The organism is Paenibacillus sp. IHB B 3415, assembly GCF_000802655.2.
Lineage (GTDB): Bacteria > Bacillota > Bacilli > Paenibacillales > Paenibacillaceae > Paenibacillus_AQ > Paenibacillus_AQ phytohabitans.
Genome location: NZ_JUEI01000130.1, coordinates 20,666 through 44,962 on the forward strand (window position 1 = coordinate 20,666; position 24,297 = coordinate 44,962).

A 24,297-nucleotide genomic window follows, 5' to 3' on the forward strand; every position below is an offset into this window, starting at 1 on the left:
GCGGATAACTCCGAAGAAGCGGCTAAAGAAGCCGGGAACAGCATTGGCAAGGGTTCGGCCGCGGCTAGGCGGCGTTACGCCCAAGGAATACCGGCTGAAACGGTCGCTGGAATAGGCTTCATATTTCCCTTACGGAATCCCGGTTAGCGCTGCGTCTCCTGCAGAACGGACCGGGCTTATTGCTGTCTGGAGAGGATATTCCGGTAACCATTCAGAATAGTAAATGTAAAAAGGAGGGGATTGATGTGACAGCTAAAGAATTGCTGGCAGACCATATCTGCGATCTCGAGGAGCAGCTGCTGAGTAATCCGGTGCGCACCAATCCGGCAGCGGTGTCGCTGCTGATCGCAGATGATTACACTGAATTCGGAAGTTCAGGCAGGGTATGGCGGAAACAGGATCAGGTTGGCGAAGGGGGAGCATGTGAGGTACGGATGACCTTGAGTAACTTCGAACTCCATACGTTGTCTGAGGAGGCTGTCCTAGCTACCTACCGGACCTTCAATGAAGATTCCGGCATTCACTGCCTGCGCAGCTCGGTCTGGAGGTTGCGCGAGGGACGCTGGCAGATGTTTTTTCATCAGGGGACACCGGTGAAGGATTAACATGCTTAAGTAGAAAATTACAACAGGAGGAAGATCTATGTTTGAATACAAATTTGTGCGAATTAAAAAGAATACGGGACTTATCCAAGTGCTAACGGAGAATTATCAGGAGATTATACATACGCATGCAGCGGAGGGATGGCGGTTCGTTCAGTTTGTTATCATGCCCAGCGCCCAGGCTGTGGGATTTCCGGAATATTATGAGCTGATTTTTGAAAAGAAAACGGAGTAGGTCTATTCAGATGTGGTCTAGTGGTACGCGCATCGGTATTTCAACAATACATAGCACAAGCTGCTTGGTTTGGGGTTCGATAGATCACCCTTCCGATCCATGCGGACCCTACAGCCCTTATCTTCCCTCAAAGGATACATTTTGCCGGTTAACGGACCGTACAGCCCTTATCATCAATCCAGCAGGCGTATTTGGGGTGAAAGTCCGCAGATAAGTGCGCTGGTGTCCGTTAGCTTGCGTAAAAACAACTTTTGGCAGAAATAAGGGCCGCTCAGTCCGCAAGCAAACAGGCAGATGCTCCCTAGTGGAAGTGTTGCCTGTTTGGTCTGATTCCTCTGCGGCAAACTACCGGCGATCCCGGATCACATGTCCAAGCTCCGGCGTGATTTCGCTGAATCCGGCCATGTGGCGGGACTGATAGGTGACCGGACGGCTGCTGCCAACCATAATAATATTGCTGAGATCTGCAGTGCCTTCTGCCGGGAGGGCGAAGGTCTTAGTGTAAGGATACACCTCGCTAAGCGTCGAGTGGATAGCACCAATCAGCCGGTCATTATCGCTGCGGCCCATCAGATTCATGATAATCGCGCCATGTCCGTGCAGCTTATCCCGGGTAAGCCTGAAGAACTCCAGCGAGGTGAAATGCGCCGGCGTTCCGGCAGCGGTGAAGGCATCGAGCAGAATGTAGTCATAACTCCGGTCTGCTTCATTCTCCAGCAGGCTGCGGCCATCACCGATCAGGACATTGTCCTGATTGTAACCAAAGTGGGTTCTGCTGTATTCCACAACCTGCTCATTTACCTCAGCGACCTTAAAGCGCTTCTCCGCAAAATACCCGGCAATCGTTCCAATCCCGTGCCCGATCAGGAACACATCCTCGAAATAAGGATCGCCCGCCTCCATTAGATGGATCATCGCCCGCGGATATTCAAAGACGACCCGGCGGGGATGCTCCAGATCCAGCGCGCCTTGAATCGCTTCACCCGAGAACTGCAGCACCCGGAACCGTCCAGTCTCGCCATACAGGCCAGTCGTATCGTAGACCTCAATGTCCTGAGAGTCATTAGTATCAGTAGTAGAAGGGGACAATGGATGCAAGCGGATCAGACTCCTTATACAGATGAGATTCGTTTATATTCGTTCGGGGTGACACCGACAACCTTTTTGAACAATTTATTGAAATAGGCCGGGTCGGGATAGCCGACTTCGGAGCCGATTTCATGGATTTTGAGATCCGGGGCGTTCTTCAGCAGCAGCTTGGCCTTACGGATGCGGATCTCTATCATATAATCCGTCAGCGTGAGACCGGTCTCCTGCCTGAACAGCTTGCTTAAATAGCTTGGCGTAAGATACACCATCCCCGCAAGGGTATTCAGATCTGCGTGCTGATTGTAGTTGGCCGAGATCCAGCGCTTGATTGTCTCTACAGCCGTGCCGGACATCTCCAGCCGGTGGGTACGGATGCTGTTCAGGGCTGAGGCGAAGGAGGAAACGAACTGTTCTTCCATCTCTGCAAAAGCCATACACTTCTCCAGCTGCTCCTCCAGTGACGCGGTAATCCCCTTCCGGTAGGCCCCGCTGAATTCCGGCACTTCATGACGGGCAAGCTCCCCGATCTCCCGGCAAATCCGGAGGATCTCTTCTGGATACACGGTCCTGGGCGCAAGCTCCGAGAACAGCTTATGAATCCATGACAGAACACCTTCGACATTCAGAATCTGCAAATCATGGACCAGTGGCTCACGGTAAGCCGCCAAAAGCTCAGACCCTGCCTGATCCGGCAGGATCAGCTCTTCAATAGTAACATAATGCAGCGGCCGGGATTGATAAATCCCCCGGTCACAGCCCTGCCTGGCCTCCAGATAGGCAGCTCCAAGCTTGGCTGAATCGGCATAGGACCGGCTTATGCCCACATGGAGCCGGTGGCCTGCCCCCGCAGCTTGCATAGACTCCCGTATCTCCAGCAGTTGATCCGGTGTCAGCGGCTGCTCAGAGTACCAGACCCAGGCTTCTAGTCCCTGGCGCAGCTCCAGCACATCGAAGCAATCGCTCCTCTCTTGCCGCAGCAAATCAGCACAGGCACAGACGGCTACGGGCGAATCCCCCTTTAGCACGAAGACGGAGAAATAAGCCCCAGGCAAGCTAAGGCTGGAGAGCAGCAATGCCGAAGGCTCTTCGATACGCAGAATGGAGAGCAGTATCCCGGTACGGTGCCGCGCCTCCTTCTCGCGCAGCAGCGTACGTTCCTTATCCAGATTATGGAGTATTTCGAAGAGCTGCTCTTTGTTAATCGGCTTCAGCAGATAATCCACTGCCGAGCTGCGGATGGCTTCCCGGGCATAATCGAATTCAACGAATCCGCTCATCAGCAGGGAACGGATATGGGGGTGACTGGATTTGAGCAGCCGGATCAGCTCCAGCCCGCCAATCTGCGGCATGCGGATATCTGTAATCAGGACATCGAACTGGAGAGAAGGAAGCTCGTCCAGCAGCTGTTTGCCGTCAGGATAGGTCCGGATGACGGCGAATTCGCTGCTCTCCTTGCTGATCATCCGGGCCAGACCCTCGCGGATCAGGACTTCATCATCTACGATTACAATACGCAGCAAGCCGGGTAGCCCCTTTCAAAAGATATAATGTGCAGGTTGCCCTGTTTCCTGTTAATCTTCAATACGCTGGGTGAGATTCCCGATTCTTAGCATGACGCGGGTGCCTGTGCCGGATTCGCTCTCAACTCGCAGCCCATACGGGCTGCCGCTCGCAGCCCATACGGGCTGCCGTAGTCCAGCCGGAGCCGTTCATTCACATTCCGCAGGCCAATGCCGAATTTCTCGCTGTCCGCCCCGTCTGTCAGGGTATGGTTCAGTGTGCGCAGTGTAGCTTCATCCATGCCGACCCCGTCATCTTCGACGCTGAATACGGCACTTCCGCCCTCTAACCAGCCGGTAATGCTGATGGTGCCTGGCCCTTCCTTGGGCTCCAGGCCGTGAAAGACGGCATTCTCAACGATCGGCTGGAAGACCAGCTTAATCACCGGCAGGTCCAGCAGGGCATCCGGGACGTCTATCTTCAGGCTGAATTTATCGGGAAACCGGATCTGCAGCATATCCAGATAATTGCGCGTATGATCGAGCTCCTGCCGGATGGTTACGGTCTCTTCGCTGCGGACAATTCCGTAACGCATCTGCATCCCGAGCAGATAGGTCAGCTTCGCCACCCGCGGATCATCGCTGCCTTCGGCCAGCATACGGATGGATTCAAGGGTATTATAGATGAAATGCGGATTGATCTGGTTCTGCAAGGCCCGCATATCAGCCCGTTGCTTGCGTTTCTCTGTCAGCTTCACTTCCTGGAGCAGATCCTTGATGCGGATGATCATCCGGTTGAAATGGCTGCCCAGGATGCCGATCTCATCATTGTACCTGGGATGCAGCCATACCTCCAGATTGCCATGCTGTACCTGCTTCATCAGGCGGACCATGGACTTCAGCGGCTTCGTCAGGGCATGGGAGATGAAGGTGGCGACGATCAGGGCAAAGGCGATAATCGCCAGAGTGGTGAGAAGCTGCGCATTGCGGGTGGTCTCCACCGGTGACAGGATACGCTCCAGCGGGATGGAGACCAGTGTGGTCCAGCCTGTTTTGGCCGATACGGTGTAGACAGCAAGAAAGGTCTTGCCGTCCAGCGTAATCTGAAAATGCCCCCCGGACCCGCTTACGTGCTGGAGGAACTTGTCCGTATGCTTCTCCAGCAGGCCGGAGCCGCCGCCCCGATCATCCGGGCTGGCGTATAGGAGTCCGCCCTTATCATCGACAATCAGCGTATTGCCCTGGGTTACGGCATTGACCGGGTCAACGATGCCCTTGAACAGGCTGATATGGATATCGAACACAATAATGCCGATCTTCTGGAGCGAGCTGACCGAACTGACGGTACGCAGAATGCTGAAGACCTCCCGGCGGTCCCCGGCGTTCACACGGATCGTATGCCTGCCCTGAACTACGGGGGCTACGCCGGACTCGGTAAGGCTCTGCCACTGCGCCAGCCGCTCCTCCGGGAACAGCTCGCTGATTCCCGAGCTTTTGTCATAATAGACAGAGCCGTATTTATCCACCAGGTACACAGCAACAATCTCTGCTTTTGTATGATTCAAATAGCTTAGGAACATCGACATGCCTGTGTTTTTGTCCCAATCGGTCCCCTGCTGCTCCAGATAATACTGGACATCGGTGTTGTAGAGCGGGAGCGCAGTATATCTCTTGAGGTCCTCGACATAACGGTCAATGGTCCCGGAGGCGCTGTCTGCCATCTGTCCGGCACTGGCTGTTGCATTAACCAGCACGGAGTTGAAGGTGGAACGGGAGGAGAGATAGCTGACATAGGTGATCGGCAGGGAGATGAGAAAAATAAACACGACAATCAGCTTGCGCTCCATGGGCAGATTGGCCAGGAACAGCCAAAGGGTCCGCGGAAATCTCCGGAGATAAGATACCACTGCTGTTGTTCCTTTCTGTACAATCCCCTATTTCACGGCGCCGTTCGTTACGCCTTCGAAGATATAACGCTGCAGGAAGAAGTAGAGGATGACCGTGGGCAGCAGGATCAGCAGGATCGCCGCACAGATCAGATTCCACTCACCGGAGTTGACCCCCTGAAAGCGCATGAGGATCGTCGTCACCACACCCAGGCTCTGCTTGGGCATATAGAGATAGGGGATGTACATGTCATTATAAATGCTGATCGTCTTCAGGATGACCAGGGTGGCCGTCGCCGGTGTCAGCAGCGGGAAGATGATCGAGCGGTAGATTTTGAACAGGGAAGCCCCTTCAACCATGGCATTCTCGTCGAGATCAAACGGAATATTGCGGATGAACTGCAGATAGAGAATGATCTGGATCACATCGGCCCCGATATAGAGCACAATGGGAGCGCCGAGCGTGTTGTAGAGCCCCATATTTTTGATGATGCCGAAGGTGGCGACCTGGGTGGTGATGCTCGGAATGATGGTGGCGATCAGGTACGCACCGAACACAACCGGCTTCAGCTTAAAAGAAAAGCGGCCCAGTACATATGCCACCATTGTGCCAAACAGAATGTTCAGGGTCAATGTAATTATAATGATGATCAGGACATTGCCGAAGCCGCTGAGCAGCCCGCCGCGCTGAAAGACCGCGATAAAGTTGTCGAAGTTCAGGAAGCTGTGCGGCAGAGCCATAGAGCTGCTGCTGTTGAACTCCTCCGTGGATTTGAACGCATTGACGATCACGACATACGGCGGGAACAGCACTACGAAGACGCCGATCAGCAGCGTGAAATATTTGAACAGGTCTTTGAAGCGCAATTTGGAATGTTCCATGGCTATTTCTCTCCTCCCCGGCTAAGAACCAGCTGTTGTACCAGAAGTACGATGACCACAAAAAAGAGCAGGATAATGCTCATCGCCGAGGCCAGGCCGTAGTTATTGAAGGCGAACGCTGTGTCCACCACGCGCTGGACATAAGTCTGGCTGGCGCCCGCAGGGCCGCCTTTGGTGAGTACGAAGGGCAGGTCGAATACTTCAAGCGCTCCGGTAACGGTCAGGAACAGGTTAAGCTGAATGACGGCCTTCATATTCGGCAGGGTAATTCTCCAGAGGGTCTGCATGGAGCCAGCGCCGTCAATTTTGGCCGCTTCATAGATGTCGCGCGGAATGGCCTGGAGGGAAGCAATGTAAATCACCATATTGTAGCCCATGAACCGCCAGAAGCCGGTGGAGGCGAGCGAGTAGTTCACAAGTCCTTCGGTGCCGAGCCAACTGGTCTGTCCAAGGCCGGTCAGGCCGATGCTGTTCAGGAACAGATTGAGTGAGCCATTGGTCGTGTCGAAGACATAACCGAACATGAAGGCAACGGCAACACCATTCATAATGTAGGGCAGGAAGAGCATGATGCGAAAAGCGTTCCTTCCCCGCAGCCTGCTGTTCAGCACAACGGCGAAGTAGATGGCTACTATATTCTGAAGGATGCCCATGACGAAGTAGGCGAAGTTATGGGTGAAGACTTTGAAAATATCGGGAGTGTTAAACACCTCGCGGTAATTATCGAGGCCGACCCAAGGCTTCTCGGGGCTGTAGCCGTCCCAGTTGGTGAAGCTGTAATAGACCAGCTTCAGCGCCGGATAATAAGTGAACGTGGCGAGGAGGATCAGCGGGATCAGCAGAAAGGAGACTATGATAATAGTTTTCTGCTTGTTGTAAGACAGTGTTCCGAACATCGCATACCCTTCTTTCGTGAAAGCTTAAGTGGGATTGACGACAAAAGGGATTATCCATGAAAGCGATAATCCCTTTTGCGCCGGAAGTTTAGTGCATCTGGCTGCTTAGTGCAGCAGGGTAAATAACCTGAGTAATCTTCGATGCTAAAGCTCCACTTTGTGGGGCTGTTTTAGTAGCCGAGGTCTTTCTTGGCTTTGGCCCAGGCTTTATTCCATTTGTCGAAGACGGTTTGCGGATCTTTGGCAAGCACGAACTCTTGGACCATAGCAGGCAGGTCGAGCTGTGCTTTGTTGGTGATTTCGGTAACCTTGGCGTCATCTACGGTACCTTCCTGCAGGACTACACCCGTCGACTGGAACTCCTTAAGCTGAGTCAGCTTGGATTCTTTGCCTTTGAGCGGGGAGATGAAGCCGGCGAAGTCCTCGTATCCGGATTCTTCGATCATCCATTTCACGAAGGCCTTGGCAGCATCGACATTCTTGCTGTTCTTAGCCACGGCATAGAAGAAGTCCGGGCTGAGCGGAGCCGTCAAAGTGCCCGAGTTGTCATAAGGAAGCGGGAAGAAGCCTACGTTATCGGAAGTGGTACCGGCACCGATCACCTGATTGATGACCCAGTTGCCCAGGAAGTACATGGCGAATTTACCCGATGCGATGTCTTTCTTGGATTGCTCCCAGTTGGTGGAGTTGATGTCTTTTTCCAGGTAGCCTTTTTCATTCAGCTCTCTGAGCAGACCAAGCGCTTTGCCGTATCCATTGTCCATGGTGAACGGAGCATCCTGTGTCAGCTTCTCATTCGGGAAGTCAGGGTTGCCGGCAATCACGCGGGGAACAGCATATACCCAGTCATTAAGCGGCCATTTGTCTTTGAAGTTGGAAGCGAGCGGAACGACACCTTTGGCTTTGAGCTTCTCGCAGGCCGCGAGGAATTCATCCCAGGTCTTCGGAACTTCGGTGATTCCGGCATCGGCGAAGGCTTTTTTGTTATAAACAATCCCCGAAGTGGAGTTACCGGTAGTGATCCCGTATAGCTGGCCGTCAAAGGATTTGAAATCTTTGAAGGTGAGCTGGTCATTCAGTCCGAGATCATCGAGTGAGGCGAAATATTTAGGCAGATCGGAGTTCGGAATGTTAGGGACGAACATCACGTCCGGCAGCTCGCCGCTGGCCATTCTGACTTTTGCCTGCTGGTTATAGTCGGTCTGGGAAGCTTCGAATTCCACCTTGATGTTCGGATATTTCTCATTAAAGCGCTTAACATATTCGTCATACTCTTTGCCGATCATGTCGGTTCTGTTGGTCAGGAAAATGATTTTGCCGCTGATGTCAGCGCCGCCTGCCGCTGCAGGTTCCGTAGCAGGTGCAGCAGTTGCCTCTCCGGCGGCAGTCTCAGGAGCGGTGGTTGCTGCCGGCTCATCTGTAGCCGTTGCTGCGTTGTTATTGTTGTTAGAACCGCAGCCTGTCAGAGATAAAGAGAAGATCATGATGATAACAAAACATAACGAAAATAACTTATTTCTCATTGTGTAGTCCCCTTTTCGTTTATTGTTAGCGTTTACATGATTATTATAGCGTTAAAGCATCCAATGAGAAATGTATTCATTTATTATTTATTGTCTTTATTTGTTCTGTTTATAAGATTATAATTAAGTTATTGCTAACAATAAAATAACAAAATACAATGATGGTAATTAAAACGTAGGCTATTCAACTTAAAGCTTATGCTATTAAAACTTAAAGCGTATACTTCCGATGCGGGTTCTGTACGAAGCAATCTCAGGGAAGTGTACGCTCACAAAACTTTTAGGAGGACTTATGAAACAACTGCACATCAACCTGACGAACTGGGAATTTAGAGCCTGTGGAGATGAAGCCTGGCTTCCGGCGGCCGTACCGGGAACGGTACATACGGATCTGCTCCGGAATGGAGTTATAGATCAGCCCTTTTATGGAACCAATGAACATGACCTGCAATGGATCGACAAGAAGAACTGGGAATATAGAACCGTACTTACATTAGAAGAGAAATGGCAGACACTGGCGGTTACGGAGCTGGTATTCGCCGGACTGGACACGTATGCAGATGTATATGTGAACAATGTGCATGCTCTGTCCGCAGATAATATGTTCCGCTCCTGGACCGTGAATGTGAAGGGCCTTCTGCAGGCTGGGGAGAATGAGATCCGCATCGTATTCCGCTCGGTGGTGACCGAGGATCTGCCGAAGCTGGCACAGCTTGGCTATGATCTGCCTGCACCGAATGACCAGTCCGAGCTCGGCGGGCTTCAGGAGCAGCGGATCAGTGTGTTTGCCCGCAAAGCGCCGTACCACTATGGATGGGACTGGGGCCCGAGATTCCTGACCAGCGGCATCTGGCGTGAAGCCGTGCTGGCGGGCCGGGACGTTGCGGTCATTAAGGATCTGTACATCCGCCAGAATGCGGTGAATGCACAGGAAGCGCGGCTGACGGCTGTAGTTGAAGTGGATGCTCCGGAAGCTTGGAGCGGTATGCTGCGGGTAACAGCTGAAGGGCAGGAATGGATGAAGGCAGCTTCGCTGGTTCCAGGCAATCAGGAGGTGGAGCTGGAGCTGGTCATCGATACGCCGCGCCTGTGGTGGTGTAACGGGCTGGGTCTACCTGAGCTGTACAATTTCCGTGCAGAGCTGCTGCAGGGAGAAGAAGCTGTGGCCGTGACGGAGGTTACGACCGGACTGCGGGAAATTAAGCTGGTCCGTAAGCCCGATGAGCGCGGGGCTTCGTTCCATTTTGAGCTGAATGGTGTGCCGGTCTTCGCTAAAGGATCGAATCATATTCCAAATGATAGCTTCATAACTGAGGTTACGGAGGAACGTTACCGTCATGAGATTGCTACGGCGGTGGAATCCAATATGAATATGCTGCGTGTGTGGGGCGGCGGATTCTATGAAGAGGAAGCTTTCTACCGGCTGTGTGATGAGTACGGCCTGCTGGTATGGCAGGACTTCATGTTCGCGTGCAGCATGTACCCGGGAGACGAGCCGTTCCTGAACAATATCCGTGAGGAAGCGGTATATAATGTCCGCAGATTGCGGAATCACCCTTCTATTGCTGTATGGTGCGGGAACAATGAGATTGATTCGGCCTGGTCGCAATTCGAGGAGAATATGGGCTGGGGCTGGAAGGAGAAGCTTAGTGCTGAAATCCGTGAGACCTTATGGGCCGCGTATGAAGAAATCTTCCACAAGATTCTGCCTGAGGCTGTTGCCGCCTATCATCCGGGTGTGGATTATTGGCCTTCCTCACCGCTGCGTGAGCTTACCCGCGGTCAGGATCAGCATGCTACGCGGATTATGGGCGAAGGCGATATTCACTACTGGGGAGTATGGCACGGAATCGAGCCATTTGAGAACTATAACCTTAAGGTTGGCCGCTTCATGAGTGAATATGGCTTCCAGTCCTTCCCGGAGCTGAAGTCGGTGCTCAGCTATGCAGAAGAAGCGGATATGGAGCTGGAGTCGAAGGTGATGCTGGCCCATCAGAAGAACGGACGGGGCAATCAGCTGATCAAGGAATACATGGATATGTACCTGCCGCAGCCTAAAGATTTCAGAGGTTTCCTGTACATGAGCCAGGTGCTTCAGGCAGAAGCGATCCGCATCGCGATTGAGAGTCACCGCCGGAACAAGCCTTACTGCATGGGCACGCTGTACTGGCAGATGAATGACTGCTGGCCGGTAGCTTCCTGGGCGGGTATGGATTATTACGGGCGCTGGAAGGCGCTGCAATATACCGTGCGCAAATCCTTCAAGGATGTGCTGCTGTCCATTGACGGTACAGACGGGGAGACGCTCAAGGTTCACGCTGTCTCCGACCGCCGTCAGGCGCTGGACGGTGAGCTGGTGATTCGGCTCCATGACTTCAGCGGCGCCCTGCTGCGGGAATGGTCGCAGCCGGTAACTGTGGCTGCGGATTCGGCAGCTGTGGTATTCACGCTGCCGGTTGCTGAACTGCTGGCAGGCCGCGAGCCGGCACAAGTGCTGCTGGTGGCTTCCCTGGTGGAAGGCGGACAGGTGCTGGAGCACAAGGAGCATTACTTCGCGGCAGCCAAGGATATTCCGCTGAGCAAGCCGGTAATTACAGTGACGGAAGTGCCGGGCAGCGCCGGGAAGAGCTTCACGCTCAGCAGCGATGTGCTGGCTAGAGGTGTGCATCTGACCGTAGAAGAAGAGGGCATCTTCTCCGACAACTTCTTCGATCTGCTTCCGGGCGAGCCGAAGACGATAGAGTTTGCGCTCAGCGGAAGCGGTGAGGCGGACTTCACGCCGGCGGCTCCAACGGGGCTGGTGGTCCGCTCGATGGCGGATTATATCTAAATAATAAGAAGCGGGTGCTACGCTAACCTGCATCCTTCTATTAACCGCTGAAACGGATTCCGTCCTTTGATGGACGGGATGGCCGTTTCTACTTGAGGAAAGCGGGCAGGCTTGCGGACTGACAAGACCTTATTGTTTGAAATAAAGCATTATTCTCACTCTTGCGGACTCAGAAGACCTTAATTCCCGCTCAGGAGGCCATTTGGACGATGAAGAGGTGCAATAGGGGCTTCTGAGTCCGCGTGGAAGGGAAAAGTGGTATTTTCAGCGAAATAACGGCTCTCCAGTCCGCATGGACTTGTTTCGTAGAAGCAGGCGGGGCTTGTGAAGAACAAAGAATGTTGAAGAACTTGGAAGTGGAAGTAGTGGAAGTAGCAGAAGTAGCAGTGGCAAAAGTAAGACTAAGAGTAGAAGTAGAAGTAGGAGTAGGAGTAAGAAGTAGAAGTAGGAGTAGGAGTAGGAGTAGGAGTAGGAGTAGGAGTAGGAGTAGGAGTAGGAGTAGGAGTAGGAGTAGGAGTAGGAGTAGGAGTAGGAGTAGGAGTAGGAGTAGGAGTAGGAGTAGGAGTAGGAGTAGGAGTAGGAGTAGGAGTAGGAGTAGGGGAAGTAGCAGAAGTAGCAGTGGCAAAAGTAAGACTAAGAGTAGAAGTAGAAGTAGGAGTAGGAGTAAGAAGTAGAAGTAGGAGTAGGAGTAGGAGTAGGAGTAGGAGTAGGAGTAGAAGCGGGTAGTGGAAGTAACAGAAGTAGTAGTGGTAGCGGTAGCAGTAGCAGGAGTAAGAGTTGAGTAATAGTAGAAGTAGCAGAAGTAGTAGTGGTAGCGGTAGCAGGAGTAAGAGTTGAGTAATAGTAGAAGTAGCAGAAGTTAGAGTGGCGGCAGTAGAAGTAGTAGCGGTAGTAGAAGTAGATGAGCGCCGAAGACCGGCAAGACCGCAGAAACTTCGGGTTACCGTTGGGTGACTGGGCGGAGTTCGGCTTATCGTTGGGTGACAAGGCGGAGGTTCGCGCGTGTTGTAGGGCCGAAGCAAATAGTAAGTGGAAGATATTGGATATTAAATAGTAGCTGCAGGTTGTAGCTGTAGGTAGCAGGTAGTAGGTAGAAGGTAGCAGATAATTAATCCTTAGGAGAGAAGGAATCAGGGCCATGGCGATTTGGGTTCAGGAAGACAAGGGGATATTCCACCTGCAGAGCACAGGGATGAGTTATGTGATCGGGCTGGTGAAGGGTTATCCGGCGCATCTCTATTGGGGAGGGCGGCTGCGTGAGGGCAGCAATCTGGACGGTTTGCTCCTGCCGGTGGCCCATGGCTCGCTGGACCGGCTGCCGCAGGAATATCCGCAATATGGAACCGGGGATTTCCGCGTTCCTGCCTATCAGGCCAAACTTGAGGATGGAACACGGGTCACTGAGCTGCGCTACAGCGGGTACCGCGTCACGGAAGGCAAATCGGAGCTTGCCGGATTGCCTTCCGTGTATGTGGAATCGCCGGAGGAAGCAGATACGCTTGAGCTTATCCTGAAGGATGATTACGCCAAGCTGACCGTGAAGCTGCGATATACGGTGTATAAGGAACGGAATGTCATAGCGCGTTCCGTGGAGTTCGCCAATGACGGCCCGGATACGCTGCAGCTGCAGCGCGCCCTTAGTGCCTCCGTGGATTTCCCGGCGGCTGACATGGATATGATCTACCTGTCCGGTGCCTGGTCGCGGGAGGCCCGGATTACCCGCAGACGCCTGGAACAGGGCAACTCTGCAATCCAGAGCCGGCGGGGAATGAGCAGCCATCAGCATAATCCGTTTGCTGCATTGGCCAAGGCCGGAGCCGATGAGAACCAAGGTGAGGTGTTCGGCTTCTCCCTGGTATACAGCGGTAACTTTGAAGCTGAGACAGAGGTAGATCCCTTCGGAAGCACCCGGTTTACCATCGGTCTGAATTCCTTCGATTTCTCCTGGAAGCTGGAGCCGGGCGGATATTTCCAGACCCCGGAAGCCGTTATGGTCTATTCGGGACAAGGGATCGGCGGGATGTCTAGAACGTATCACCGCCTGTACCGGACCCGTCTCTGCCGAGGACAGTACAGGGACAAAGAGCGTCCGATTCTGGTCAATAACTGGGAAGCCACTTATTTCGACTTCAACACCGACAAGCTGGAGGCGATTGCCGCCGAAGGGGCGAAGCTCGGCATTGAGCTGTTCGTGCTGGACGACGGCTGGTTCGGCAAACGGGATGCGGATAATTCCTCGCTGGGTGACTGGGTAGAGGATCTGCGCAAGCTGCCGGGCGGGTTGGCTGACCTGGCGCAGCGGGTGAACGGCCATGGGCTCAAATTCGGCCTGTGGGTTGAGCCGGAGATGATCTCGCCTGATAGCGATCTGTACCGCAGCCATCCGGACTGGTGTCTGCATGTGCCGGGCCGCCGCCGCAGTGAAGCACGCTGGCAGCTGGTACTGGATTATACCAGGGCTGAGGTACGGCAGTATATTTTCGAGTCGCTTAGCCGTATCTTCTTTTCAGTTCCGGTAACCTACATTAAATGGGATATGAACCGCTGTCTGACCGAGATCGGCTCGGCGCAGCTTCCGGCAGACCGGCAGGAAGAAACTGCGCACCGTTATGTACTCGGGCTGTACGAACTACTTGAACGGCTGACGTCGGCATTCCCGCATATACTGTTCGAGAGCTGCTGCAGCGGGGGTGGACGTTTCGATCCCGGCATGCTCTACTATATGCCGCAGACCTGGACCAGCGATGACACCGATGCGGTAGAACGCCTGAAAATTCAGTATGGCACCAGCCTAGTCTATCCGGCCAGCTCCATGGGAGCACATGTCTCTGCGGTGCCGAATCATCAGGTGGGCCGGTTCACGCCGCTGTCCTTCCGGGGTGATGTCGCCATGTCCGGCAACTTCGGTTATGAGCTCGATCTGACGAAGTTCACTCCGGAGGAGAAGGAACTGGCGAAGGCGCAGGTGGCGAATTATAAGGTAATCCGCAGCCTGGTGCAGCAGGGCAATCTGTACCGGCTGGAGAGCCCGTTCGAGGGCAATGATACAGCCTGGATGTTCGTCTCGGATGATCAGCGCGAGGCGCTGGTCTATTACTTCCGGGTACTGGCCATGCCGCACCCGCCGCGAAAGATGCTCCTGCTCGGGGGCCTGAACCCGGACCTCGACTACCGTATTGAAGGCAGCGGCGAAGTCTACGGCGGGGACTGCCTGATGCAGGCAGGTCTGCTGCTGCCGGAGCTCCAGCGGGACTTCGTGAGCGGCTGCTACCACCTGAAGGCTGAAGGATAAACAGCAGGCAGATCATAGGGGAAAGGGGAAGCCGGGCAAACCTTGGCTTCCCTTATTGCTGTATAGAAAACTGCAGCATGTGAATAATTAGGGAGGTGGCAAAGGGGGAGCAGCAGTAGCAGATGTAGCAGCTGTAGCAGATAAAGCAAATGAAGCAGAAGTAGCCAGACGTAGCAGAAGTAGCAGAAGTAGCGGCAGTAGCAGATGTTGCAGATGTAGCAGTCGTGGTAGAAGTAGCAGAAGTAGAAGACGTAGCAGATGTTGCAGATGTTGCAGATGAAGCAAATGAAGCAGACGTATCAGAAGTAGCAGATGTAGAAGACGTAGCAGATGTAGAAGACGTAGCAGTCGTAGCAGATGATATAGTAGTAGCAGAAGTAGCAGAAGTAGCAGAAGTAGAAGACGTAGCAGATGATACAGCAGTAGCAGACGTAGCCAGACGAAGTAGCATTAGCAGATGCAGCAGGAGCAGCAGGAGCAGCAGTAATCCCTTTGCTGTTATTTAATGGTTTTTGTAAGCTTCGGTTCGGATCTGGAATTAAGCAGGTTAACTGTAAACAGGCTGAACTTTATTTCCCGAGAACTGCGGCTGAGTCGGGTTAATCATCCGCTGATAGATAAAACGCACTTAAGATTTGAACTTGAAGCTTAGTCGTCACTGCGGTGAACATTTGGACTTCCGGCCGCTGTTGTCCCCAGATTTCTTGATGATTACGGCTGTTCGCGGTGGAAATCCGGTGACTGATTATGCTTCCGTAGCGAGCTTTCCTGGATTTGAACTTGAAGCTTAGTCGTCACTGCGGTGAACATTTGGACTTCCGGCCGCTGTTGTCCCCAGATTTCTTGATGATTACGGCTGTTCGCGGTGGAAATCCGGTGACTGATTATGCTTCCGTAGCGAGCTTTCCTGCGGAAAGCTTTCAGGCGGGCGCTATCTCTCCTACAGTTCCAAATTCCCCCTCCGCTTCTTTCGCTTTTTGCCAGTTTATTCGGAGAGTAACCCGTGTGCAGCGTATAGCGGTTAATTGTATTTACTGCAACTAAAGATCGGAAAAAAAACCGGATTCCCGGGTTAACTGTATTCTGTACACTTAAAAATAGCGGCAGCACTTCTTTTGCGGAATTTAGGGATTTTTAACTGTACAAAATGCAATTAAAACGCCCGCAGCGCGATAAATGATCGTTTTAGTTGTACGAAATACAGTTAGAACAGAGCTGGAGTAGAGCTGGAACGCTGGTCTAGCAGCGAACTGCTGCAATCCAATTCCAGTAAAGCATTTAGTGTGAGTCCGGTGTGAGTCCGGTGGTAATGCGGTGTCGATCCGGAGGAATTCAGTTCATTCCACATCACTGTTAACCAGGCATCGTTCGGGTTTGGCGTTACTTTCATGTTATATTCAGCTTTTTTCTTGCCGGAAAAGCTAGAATTATGTATAATAGCAATTATTATCGATGTGAATGTACGATATTCTGTTTTCGAAGGTGGTTTCATGGCAGAACTGGAAAACAGCGAGCAGAAGAAGAAGATGTGCCAGATCTACAATGAGATCTCCAAGGAATTGTTTGGTTTCGGGACGACCCTGCTCCGCGTTACTGTCGATCAGCGGGTCATTACCTTTCACGCCAAGCACCGCAGGTCTCCACGGTCGACCGCCTTGGAAGGGGAGGCGCCGGAGCTTAAGCAGGAAGTGGACTTCCGGATGTCGCTGCTGTTTAAGAAGAGATTCAAAGAACGGCTTGAAGCAGAGATGGGCTTAACGATTGAGGTTCTGCTGAGGGATTATGATGCACCAACCGGATGGGCTTTTACCAATATGATATTGGCCGGAGAATGAAGCATTTCAGTCATTGAATTTTGAATATCACGGATTTTTGCTTTTGATCTATCTTAAGCGAAGACCGTCCTTCTATAACGGGGTAGCTCTTTCCTTTGTTTATACAAAGAAAGGTGTTCTTGTTCCTACAAGAATGCTTTTCTTTTTTTTGTGAAAAAATAAGGCAAACCAAGTTTTTATTACCAACAGGAGGTGCTGCTGATCCGTTGTCTGCTGCCGATTGCTTAATGGAAGACTGACAGAACATGCCGTATGTATAGGATGACCGCTGGAATTGTACCGCATATTTAATTACATTTGGGAGGTTATTTACTAATGAATAAATTAATGACTACAGGCCTTGCTCTTGCTTTGACTTCTCTGCTTGCCGCTTGCGGCAACAACAATACCGCTGCGACAAACGGCGCCGGTACGGACAATGCAGCTACACCGGAAGCAACATCTGCGGGTGCGCCAACGGAATTAGTGGTCTCAACCTGGGGATTCTCGGAGGATTTCTTCAAGGAAGCTGTCTACGCTCCTTTTGAGAAAGAGCATAATGTCAAAATCGTCGTCGAGATCGGCAACAACGCCGAGCGCCTGAACAAAATCCGCCAGGGCAGCTCCGATGTAGATGTAGTCTATCTGTCTGACTATTATGCGCAGCAGGCTATCAATGAAGGTCTGTTCGAAACGATTGACCGCAGCAATATTCCGAACATCGATAAAATCTATGATATTGCCAAAGCACCGCTTGGCGAAGAATATGGTCCGGCGTACACCGTTGGCCGTCTGGGAATTGCCTATAACCCGGCACTTGTTGATGGAGAAGTGGGTTCATGGGCAGATATGTGGAGTAAGTTCGACAAGAACCTGGCGCTGCCGGCGATTACTGCCACAGCGGGTCCAATGATTGTGGATGCGGCATCGCTTGTGTCGGGCGGTACAGAGTTCAATGAAGACGGAGCCTTCACGAAGCTGAAGGAGCTGGACAGCAGTGTGGTCAAATATTACTCCCAGACTTCGGAGTATGTAAATATGTTCGGCCAGGAGGAAATTGCCGGCGGTCCGATTATGGAAATGTACTTCAAGGATCTGCAGGCAGCCGTGCCGGATGCCAAGTTCGTAGCACCGTCTGAAGGTGCTTATGCCGTAATGAATACGGTCAACGTGGTCAAAGGCAGTGACAACAAGGAGCTTGCTGAAGAGTTCATCAACTGGCAGCTGAGCCAGGAAGTGCAGGAGAAATCGGCCAAAGCCAAAGTCGATTCCCCGGTGAATACCGGAGTGGTGCTGACGGATGAAGAAGCAGTAGGCGTAACGTACGGTGCAGAGGTAATCAGCAAGCTGCGCAAGCTGGACATGTCCTTCGTGAACGAGCATATCTCCGTGTGGACAGACCGCTTCAACCGTGAGATTGGCGGCTAAGGATGACAGGGCGTAAAAAAGTCATTCTCGATGTAGATACAGGGGTGGATGACGCGCTGGCAATTATGCTGGCCGTCACGAGCGGACAGCTCGATATTCTGGGGATCACCACAGTCAGCGGCAACGTCTCGCTGGATCAGGCGACCCTGAATACCTGCAAAATTCTGGAGCTGCTCGGCGTATCCGGGCAGATTCCAGTCTATCGTGGAGCGGACAAACCGCTTGTCCGTGATACCGTGTTCGAACACCGTGTGCACGGCTCGGACGGCATCGGCGGTGCACTGCGCGACATGACGGTAACGAAGCAGGCGGAAGCAGAGCGGGCGGAAGACTTCATCATCCGCCAGGTGCTGGCACATTCCGGTGAGGTCACGCTGATTATGACCGCGCCGCTGACCAATCTAGCCCGCGCGCTGCACAAATGTCCGGAGCTTACGCAGCATGCCGCCGAAGTGATTGTGATGGGCGGTGTGGTGCAGGGCTTCGGCAACATTACGCCGACCGCGGAATACAACATGTATGTCGATCCGGAGGCGGCCAAGCTGGTGCTGGCTGCGGGCTTCCCGCAGCTGACGCTGGTCGGGCTGGATGTAACCCGCCGGGCGCTGCTCAGCGCGGAGGATATCGCGAAGCTGCGCATTCCGGCGGTTCGCGAATATGTGGAGCAGAGTACGGCGGACTACCGTACGCGCTATTTTGAACGTAACGGTGTGCAGGCCTGTGCGCTGCATGATCCGCTGGCGGTAGGTGTGGCGCTGAACCGGGAGTTTGTTAACGTGCAGAAGTATTATGTGGACGTGGAAACCCGCAGCGAGCTATGCGACGGGCAGACCGTCTGCGATTTCCAGAACAGGCTGAACAAGCCGGCCAATGCCGGCGTCTGTCTGGAGGTGGACGCGCCGGCTTTTCTGGAGTGCTTCATTAATAGCCTGAATAGCTTGAATCAAGAACCGAAGAAGGACGGGAGTCATGAGAATGAATAAAAGAGTGCTGCTTCTCCTGCTGCCGGGCCTCTTATTCCTGGCGGCCTTCATGCTGGTCCCGATCACGCTGACCATTGCCTCCACCTTTGTGCAGGACGGAAAGCTGACGCTGGAAGGGTATTTGTATTTTTTCCGTGACGGGTACTTTAACCGCATCCTGCTGACTACGCTCCGGGTAAGTGTGGTGACTACGCTGGTCTGCATGGTGCTCGGGTATCCGGCGGCTTATTATATCTCGCGGGCCAGCGCGCGTAAGAAGAGCCTTCTGCTTGCGCTGTCGATTTTTCCGCTGCTGACCAGTCCCGTTGTGCGCTCGTTCAGCTGGATGATTATTCTCGGCAAAAAGGGGCTGATCAACTCCTTCCTGGTGAACACCGGATTGATCGCGAAGCCGCTCGACATTCTGTATACGCCAACCGCGATGATGATCGGGCTGGTGCATCTGTTCCTGCCGCTGATTATTATTACGCTGCTCGGCGTGATGGAGAATCTGGACCATGAGCTGGTCCGGGCGGCGCGCAGTCTGGGTGCTTCCCCGTTTGCGGCGTTCCGCAAAATCACCTTCCCGCTGACCGTGCCGGGACTGATCATCGGCGGGATTCTAGTCTTCGTCGGCAGTCTCACGGCGTATACCACGCCAGCGCTGCTCGGCGGTAAGGAACGGGTGGTCTCCACCTTCCTGTATCAGAACGCGATGACGCTGAATGACTGGCAGGCGGCTTCGGTGATCGCGGTAATTATGATCGTTATTACATTTGTGGTGGTTGGGCTGATGAATGCCTGGGCTAACCGCCTGAATCCGAAGGGGTGAGAATATGAAGGAAGGTAACCGCATGCTGTCCCTGTACACGCTGCTGGTCTTTATTTTTCTGCTGGGTCCGCTCGTGATCATCTCCATTACTTCCTTTGAGCCGGGCACGGTCCTGAAATTCCCCCCGGAGGGCTTTTCGCTGAAGTGGTACAAGAACATCTTTGAGGTCAGCGCCTTTATGGAGACCTTCAGGACTTCCATTGTAATCTCGCTGCTCGGCAATCTGCTGGCGCTCCTGCTGGGTGTGCCTGCGGCTTACGCGCTGAGCCGTTACCGGTTCCGCGGGCGGGACACGCTGAATGCGGTATTCCTGTCGCCGGTGCTGATTCCCGGGATTGTGCTGGGCTTCACACTGCTGCGTTATCTGATTGTGGTGTACAATCTGCCGATTGTGGCGGGGCTGCTGATCGGACATACGGTGATTATGCTGCCTTTTATTATCCGGGTGATTGCTTCGAGTCTGGAGAATTTCGATTTCGCGGTGGAAGAGGCGGCGCAGAGCCTGGGGGCGACCCGAGTATACACTTTCTTCAAAGTCGTGCTGCCCAATATCCGCTCAGGAATTCTGGCGGCCATTCTGATCGCTTTCCTGGAGTCGTTCAACAATGTGGATATCTCCGTGTTCATGACGGGGCCGGGGATCAGTACCCTGCCGATTCAAATGCTGACCTATGTGCAAAATTACTTCGATCCCACGATTGCCGCGATTTCGGTCATTCTGATGGTGCTCACGGCAGCGCTGATGTTCATCATCGAGCGGCTGATGGGCTTCGCCTATTTCACCAAACGATAACCTATTCAATGATAATGGGGGCCTAAAGCAATGTCACTACTCAGTCTTGAACATGTATCGGTTGCTTATGACAACCGTTTGATCTTAGAGGATTTCAACCTGTCGCTGCAAAAGGGCCAGCTGCTCTCGCTGCTCGGACCCAGCGGCTGCGGTAAAACTACCACCCTGCGGCTGATCGCCGGCTTCCTGAATGCCGAGGCAGGGAATTTCATGTTCTCCGGCAAGGATTACACCAAGGTTCCGGTGGAGAAAAGGAATTTCGGCTTCGTGTTCCAGAGCTATGCGCTGTTCCCGCATCTGTCGGTCTATGACAATGTGGCGTTCGGCCTGCGGCTGCGCAAGCTGAAGGAAGCGGAGGTCAAGAAGCGGGTCACCCGGATGCTGGAGACGGTCAGTCTGGGCGGTTTTGAGAAAAGACTGCCGGGCGCCCTGTCCGGCGGTCAGCGCCAGCGGGTAGCGATTGCCCGGGCGCTCGTCATCGAGCCGGATCTGCTGCTGTTCGATGAGCCGCTGAGCAACCTCGATGCCAACCTGCGGGTCAACATGCGGGTGGAGATCCGCCGCATCCAGCAGGAGCTCGGCATCACCACTGTATACGTCTCCCATGACCAGGAGGAATGCTTCTCGATCTCCGATCAGGTCGCCGTTATGAATAACGGCAAGATCGAGCAGCTGGATCATCCGGCGAATATTTTCAAATATCCGGCCAGTGAATTTGTGGCCCGGTTTATCGGGTTCGGGAACTTTATTGCTTTTGACGGGCGGAATGATGAGGGTTCGGATATTGAGCTGAGCCGTGGTGAGCTGAAATTCCAGGCGGCTAAGCGGCCGGGCGGCGAGGGTAATACCGGACTGCTCGGAGCGATTCGTCCCGACGATCTGCAGCTGCTTGGCGGCGTGGCGGATACGGGCACGGGTATGGAGGGGAATGCTTTGACCGGCAAAGTGCAGGTCAGCACGTACCTCGGCCGCAGCTACCAGTATCAGGTAGAGACGGAGCTTGGGGTATTTACGGTCAATCAGGAGATGGAGCAGCCGTTCATTCAGGGACAGCAGGTCACGGTTTATTTTCCAAAAGAGAAGCTGGTGCTGGTGCAGTAGCGCGTCATAAGGAGCATACACGATGAATACAGATCAACTTATACTGAACGCTAAGGTCTACAACAGTTACTATAAAAGGTTCATGGCGGCGAATGTGGCCGTTAAGGAAGGGCGCTTTCTCTACGTAGGTCCTCTTGGCGCAGAGACGTTTATGGCTGCCGAAACCATTGATGCAGAGGGGCAGTACCTGGTGCCCGGCCTCATCGATATTCATCTGCATATTGAGAGCACGATGATCACACCGGAGACGTTCTCCTACGGTATTCTGCAGCACGGGGTGACCACGATTGTTCCCGAGCCGCATGAGATGGCCAATGTATTCGGGGTAGAGGGCGTCCATGAGATGATCCGGGCCAGCCGGGATTGCCAGGTGGATATGTTCTATGCGATTCCGAGCTCGGTGCCGGCGACTCCGCTGGAGACTACGGGCGGCTCAATTGAGATCTCTGATATCGACGAGCTGATGGAGACGCAGAGGATGATCTGCCTGGGTGAGGTCATGAACTTTGTGGATGTGATCCGTGATCCTGAGGGAAAAAGCAACCGCATCCTCCAGCATGTCCGCAGCCGCTATCCGGGCCTGGTCATTGAAGGGCATACGCCGAAGCTGCTGGACCTCGATCTGCACCGCCTGATCTATGCGGGGATTGATTCCGATCATACCCACCAGAGCATCGAAGGGCTGACCGCACGGATCGCGGCCGGGATGTTCATCGAGATCCAGGAGAAATCAATGACACCTGAAGTCGTGGATTATCTGATCGGTCATCCGGTCAGTGAGCATTTCTGCTTCGTGACGGATGATGTCATGACCGATTCGCTGGTGCAGACCGGCCATCTGGATCACCTGGTCCGCAAAGCCATCGCCATGGGCATGACGCCGGAAGACGCAGTCTATGCGGCTACGTTCACCCCGGCGCGGCGGATGAAGCTGGATGACCGCGGCGTGATCGCACCGAACAAAACCGCCGATTACCTCCTGCTGTCCGATCTGGACAGCTTCGCGATTGAGGCGGTGTACAAGCGGGGCTTGCAGGTCTATGACCGCAAGCAGCCGCAGGCACAGGTCGTGAGTGAGCCGCAGTTCCCGGCTCACTTCTATAAGAGTGTGCAGCTGGAGCCGCTGGCGGAGGCTGACTTCACGGTGCCTGCTACGCTACCGGACGGGCGCTACGGCGCCCGCGTCATGATGGTCAACAACGTGTCCACGTTTACCGAGGAGAAGCATGTGGAGGCCGGAGTGAAGGACGGCCTGCTGCAGTGGGAGGAGACCGGCTGCGGTCTCATCGCGACCTTTGAGCGGTACGGCAAGAACGGCAACCGCGCCTATGGCCTGATCGGCGGAGACACGATCAAGCGCGGCGCGATCGCGACTACGTATTCGCACGACAACCACAATCTGCTGGTTGTCGGACATAATGCGGCGGACATGGTATTGGCCGCCAATACAGTGATTGCGGAGCAAGGCGGCTTCTGCGTCGTTGAAGGCGGTGAGGTGCTCGCGCTGCTGTCGCTGCCCGTCGGCGGCATCCTGACCGAAGCGCCGCTGGCCGAGACTGCGGAGCAGGTGCTTGCCCTGCGCACGGCGATGGAATCGCTGGGCTATAATCACTACAACCCGATTATGTCCATCAGCACCCACTCGCTGCCGGTCAGCCCGGCGCTGAAGATTACGGACCACGGCCTGATTGATGTCGGAGCCGGCAAGGTAGTGCCGCTGCTGTTCCCGCTTGGGGAAGAGTAAGGGGAGCCGGGGATTGCAGCGGGATTAGGCGTAAGAGTTGGCAGAGGAGCTGGAAGAAAAGCTAGCTGAAAGGCTTGTAGAGAAGCTGGATGTAGAGGTAGCAGAGGCACTGGCAGAAGAGCTGGAAGTAGAGTAAGCAGGCTGGCAGAGAAGGGTGTCCCGGTGGGATGCCCTTCTTTGTTATTTAGCAGTACCTCTGAATTCACCGCCGGAAGTGGGCTGGATGGAGGGATGGAGGAATGAAAGGGATAAATCCCACTAAATCCGCTGGAAGTGGGCTGAATGGAGGAATGAAAGGGATAAATCCCACTAAATCCGCTGGAAGTGGGCTGAATGGAGGAATGAAAGGGATAAATGATAAATCCCACTAAATCCGCTGGAAGTGGGCTGAATGGAGGAATGAAAGGGATAAATCCCACTAAATCCGCTGGAAGTGGGCTGAATGGAGGAATGAAAGGGATAAATCCCACTAAATCCGCTGGAAGTGGGCTGAATGGAGGAATGAAATTCGCCGAAAATGGGCGGCAGGCAGGACTCAGGAGCAAAAGTGCCCCTGAATCCGCCGAAAGTGGGCAACCGATGGGACTGAGGAGTAAAGTGCTTTTGGTTTCACCAGGCGTAGGCCATATAGGGATCGCCGGTGGAGTGAAGTGGACTGACAAGCCCTTATTTACTGGAAAAGCCTAGTTTTGAGGCTGAAGCGGACTGAGATTCCGTTAACTTGTGACTTCGAGCTCAAAACGTGGCATATGCGGACACATAGCGGAATCTCAGTCCTCTTACTAGTCGAGGAGTGGCAAAGCCTTGGCAAGTCCCGCCAAATCCGCCAAGTCCCGCCAAGCCCCGCCGTCCCGCCAAACCCCGCCGTCCCGCCAATCCCCGCTAAGCC

At 53.6% G+C, this 24,297-nt stretch carries 18 protein-coding genes; 12 read left to right on the forward strand and 6 right to left on the reverse strand.

The features are described 5' to 3' along the window. The first annotated feature begins 245 nt into the window (after positions 1-245). A complete protein-coding gene (locus QW71_RS34575) occupies positions 246-605 on the forward strand; it encodes a DUF4440 domain-containing protein (RefSeq protein WP_039310176.1) in 360 nt (119 codons plus the stop codon). A gap of 37 nt (positions 606-642) precedes the next feature. After that, positions 643-837: a DUF4177 domain-containing protein gene (locus QW71_RS34580; RefSeq protein WP_039310179.1), complete on the forward strand. Its 195-nt coding sequence runs from the start codon at positions 643-645 to the stop codon at positions 835-837. Positions 838-1,182: 345 nt separating this feature from the next. Here the strand turns inward: QW71_RS34580 and QW71_RS34585 are convergent, their stop codons facing one another. The 6 genes from QW71_RS34585 to QW71_RS34610 form a co-directional block, all read right to left on the reverse strand. Then, complete coding sequence (locus tag QW71_RS34585) at positions 1,183-1,935, reverse strand: spermidine synthase (protein ID WP_039310182.1); 753 nt, start codon at positions 1,933-1,935, stop codon at positions 1,183-1,185. 14 nt (positions 1,936-1,949) lie between these two features. Then, positions 1,950-3,446, reverse strand: coding sequence for a response regulator (locus tag QW71_RS34590; RefSeq protein WP_039310185.1), 1,497 nt, complete (start codon positions 3,444-3,446; stop codon positions 1,950-1,952). Between the two features lie 86 nt (positions 3,447-3,532). Continuing rightward, positions 3,533-5,332 carry a sensor histidine kinase gene (locus tag QW71_RS37515; protein ID WP_235441630.1) on the reverse strand — a complete coding sequence of 600 codons (1,800 nt, stop codon included), beginning with the start codon at positions 5,330-5,332 and terminating at the stop codon, positions 3,533-3,535. A 27-nt stretch (positions 5,333-5,359) separates the two neighbouring features. After that, positions 5,360-6,193 carry a carbohydrate ABC transporter permease gene (locus QW71_RS34600; protein WP_039310188.1) on the reverse strand — a complete coding sequence of 278 codons (834 nt, stop codon included), beginning with the start codon at positions 6,191-6,193 and terminating at the stop codon, positions 5,360-5,362. Positions 6,194-6,195: 2 nt separating this feature from the next. After that, positions 6,196-7,089, reverse strand: coding sequence for a carbohydrate ABC transporter permease (locus QW71_RS34605; RefSeq protein ID WP_039310191.1), 894 nt, complete (start codon positions 7,087-7,089; stop codon positions 6,196-6,198). Between the two features lie 170 nt (positions 7,090-7,259). Further along, positions 7,260-8,612, reverse strand: coding sequence for an ABC transporter substrate-binding protein (locus tag QW71_RS34610; RefSeq protein ID WP_039310194.1), 1,353 nt, complete (start codon positions 8,610-8,612; stop codon positions 7,260-7,262). A gap of 292 nt (positions 8,613-8,904) precedes the next feature. Here QW71_RS34610 and QW71_RS34615 point away from each other — a divergent pair, with 292 nt between their 5' ends. The 10 genes from QW71_RS34615 (at position 8,905) to QW71_RS34660 (ending at position 23,408) form a co-directional block, all read left to right on the forward strand. Beyond that, a complete protein-coding gene (locus tag QW71_RS34615; protein ID WP_039310196.1) occupies positions 8,905-11,442 on the forward strand; it encodes a glycoside hydrolase family 2 protein in 2,538 nt (845 codons plus the stop codon). A 1,138-nt stretch (positions 11,443-12,580) separates the two neighbouring features. Next, on the forward strand, positions 12,581-14,734 hold the full coding sequence (locus tag QW71_RS34620) for an alpha-galactosidase (protein WP_039310199.1): 2,154 nt from the start codon (positions 12,581-12,583) through the stop codon (positions 14,732-14,734). A gap of 224 nt (positions 14,735-14,958) precedes the next feature. Then, positions 14,959-15,240 (forward strand): hypothetical protein, encoded by a 282-nt coding sequence (locus QW71_RS40250; protein WP_052770550.1) that lies wholly within the window; start codon positions 14,959-14,961, stop codon positions 15,238-15,240. Between the two features lie 984 nt (positions 15,241-16,224). Then, on the forward strand, positions 16,225-16,569 hold the full coding sequence (locus QW71_RS34630; protein WP_039310202.1) for a hypothetical protein: 345 nt from the start codon (positions 16,225-16,227) through the stop codon (positions 16,567-16,569). 315 nt (positions 16,570-16,884) lie between these two features. Continuing rightward, positions 16,885-17,976, forward strand: a complete 1,092-nt coding sequence (locus QW71_RS34635; protein ID WP_039310205.1) for an ABC transporter substrate-binding protein — start codon at positions 16,885-16,887, stop codon at positions 17,974-17,976. Between the two features lie 2 nt (positions 17,977-17,978). Then, positions 17,979-18,959 (forward strand): nucleoside hydrolase, encoded by a 981-nt coding sequence (locus QW71_RS34640; RefSeq protein WP_039310208.1) that lies wholly within the window; start codon positions 17,979-17,981, stop codon positions 18,957-18,959. Next, complete coding sequence (locus QW71_RS34645; RefSeq protein ID WP_039310210.1) at positions 18,952-19,770, forward strand: ABC transporter permease; 819 nt, start codon at positions 18,952-18,954, stop codon at positions 19,768-19,770. Before QW71_RS34640 ends, QW71_RS34645 begins: the two co-directional genes overlap by 8 nt. A gap of 4 nt (positions 19,771-19,774) precedes the next feature. Then, positions 19,775-20,563, forward strand: a complete 789-nt coding sequence (locus QW71_RS34650; protein ID WP_039310212.1) for an ABC transporter permease — start codon at positions 19,775-19,777, stop codon at positions 20,561-20,563. Between the two features lie 30 nt (positions 20,564-20,593). Next, the gene (locus QW71_RS34655; protein WP_039310214.1) at positions 20,594-21,664 is read left to right on the forward strand and encodes an ABC transporter ATP-binding protein; all 1,071 of its coding nucleotides are present in this window, start codon (positions 20,594-20,596) and stop codon (positions 21,662-21,664) included. A gap of 22 nt (positions 21,665-21,686) precedes the next feature. Continuing rightward, positions 21,687-23,408 carry an adenine deaminase gene (locus QW71_RS34660; protein WP_039310217.1) on the forward strand — a complete coding sequence of 574 codons (1,722 nt, stop codon included), beginning with the start codon at positions 21,687-21,689 and terminating at the stop codon, positions 23,406-23,408. Positions 23,409-24,297 lie beyond the last annotated feature (889 nt).

Bases quoted from the DNA above. Each gene is read 5' to 3' on its own strand.
- QW71_RS34620 (WP_039310199.1), top strand. From the start codon at position 12,581: ATGGCGATTTGGGTTCAGGAAGACAAGGGGATATTCCACCTGCAGAGC.
- QW71_RS34630 (WP_039310202.1), top strand. From the start codon at position 16,225: ATGGCAGAACTGGAAAACAGCGAGCAGAAGAAGAAGATGTGCCAGATC.
- QW71_RS34650 (WP_039310212.1), top strand. From the start codon at position 19,775: ATGAAGGAAGGTAACCGCATGCTGTCCCTGTACACGCTGCTGGTCTTT.
- QW71_RS34605 (WP_039310191.1), bottom strand. From the start codon at position 7,089: ATGTTCGGAACACTGTCTTACAACAAGCAGAAAACTATTATCATAGTC.
- QW71_RS34635 (WP_039310205.1), top strand. From the start codon at position 16,885: ATGAATAAATTAATGACTACAGGCCTTGCTCTTGCTTTGACTTCTCTG.
- QW71_RS34600 (WP_039310188.1), bottom strand. From the start codon at position 6,193: ATGGAACATTCCAAATTGCGCTTCAAAGACCTGTTCAAATATTTCACG.
- QW71_RS34640 (WP_039310208.1), top strand. From the start codon at position 17,979: ATGACAGGGCGTAAAAAAGTCATTCTCGATGTAGATACAGGGGTGGAT.
- QW71_RS34655 (WP_039310214.1), top strand. From the start codon at position 20,594: ATGTCACTACTCAGTCTTGAACATGTATCGGTTGCTTATGACAACCGT.
- QW71_RS34660 (WP_039310217.1), top strand. From the start codon at position 21,687: ATGAATACAGATCAACTTATACTGAACGCTAAGGTCTACAACAGTTAC.
- QW71_RS34645 (WP_039310210.1), top strand. From the start codon at position 18,952: ATGAATAAAAGAGTGCTGCTTCTCCTGCTGCCGGGCCTCTTATTCCTG.
- QW71_RS34615 (WP_039310196.1), top strand. From the start codon at position 8,905: ATGAAACAACTGCACATCAACCTGACGAACTGGGAATTTAGAGCCTGT.
- QW71_RS34580 (WP_039310179.1), top strand. From the start codon at position 643: ATGTTTGAATACAAATTTGTGCGAATTAAAAAGAATACGGGACTTATC.
- QW71_RS34610 (WP_039310194.1), bottom strand. From the start codon at position 8,612: ATGAGAAATAAGTTATTTTCGTTATGTTTTGTTATCATCATGATCTTC.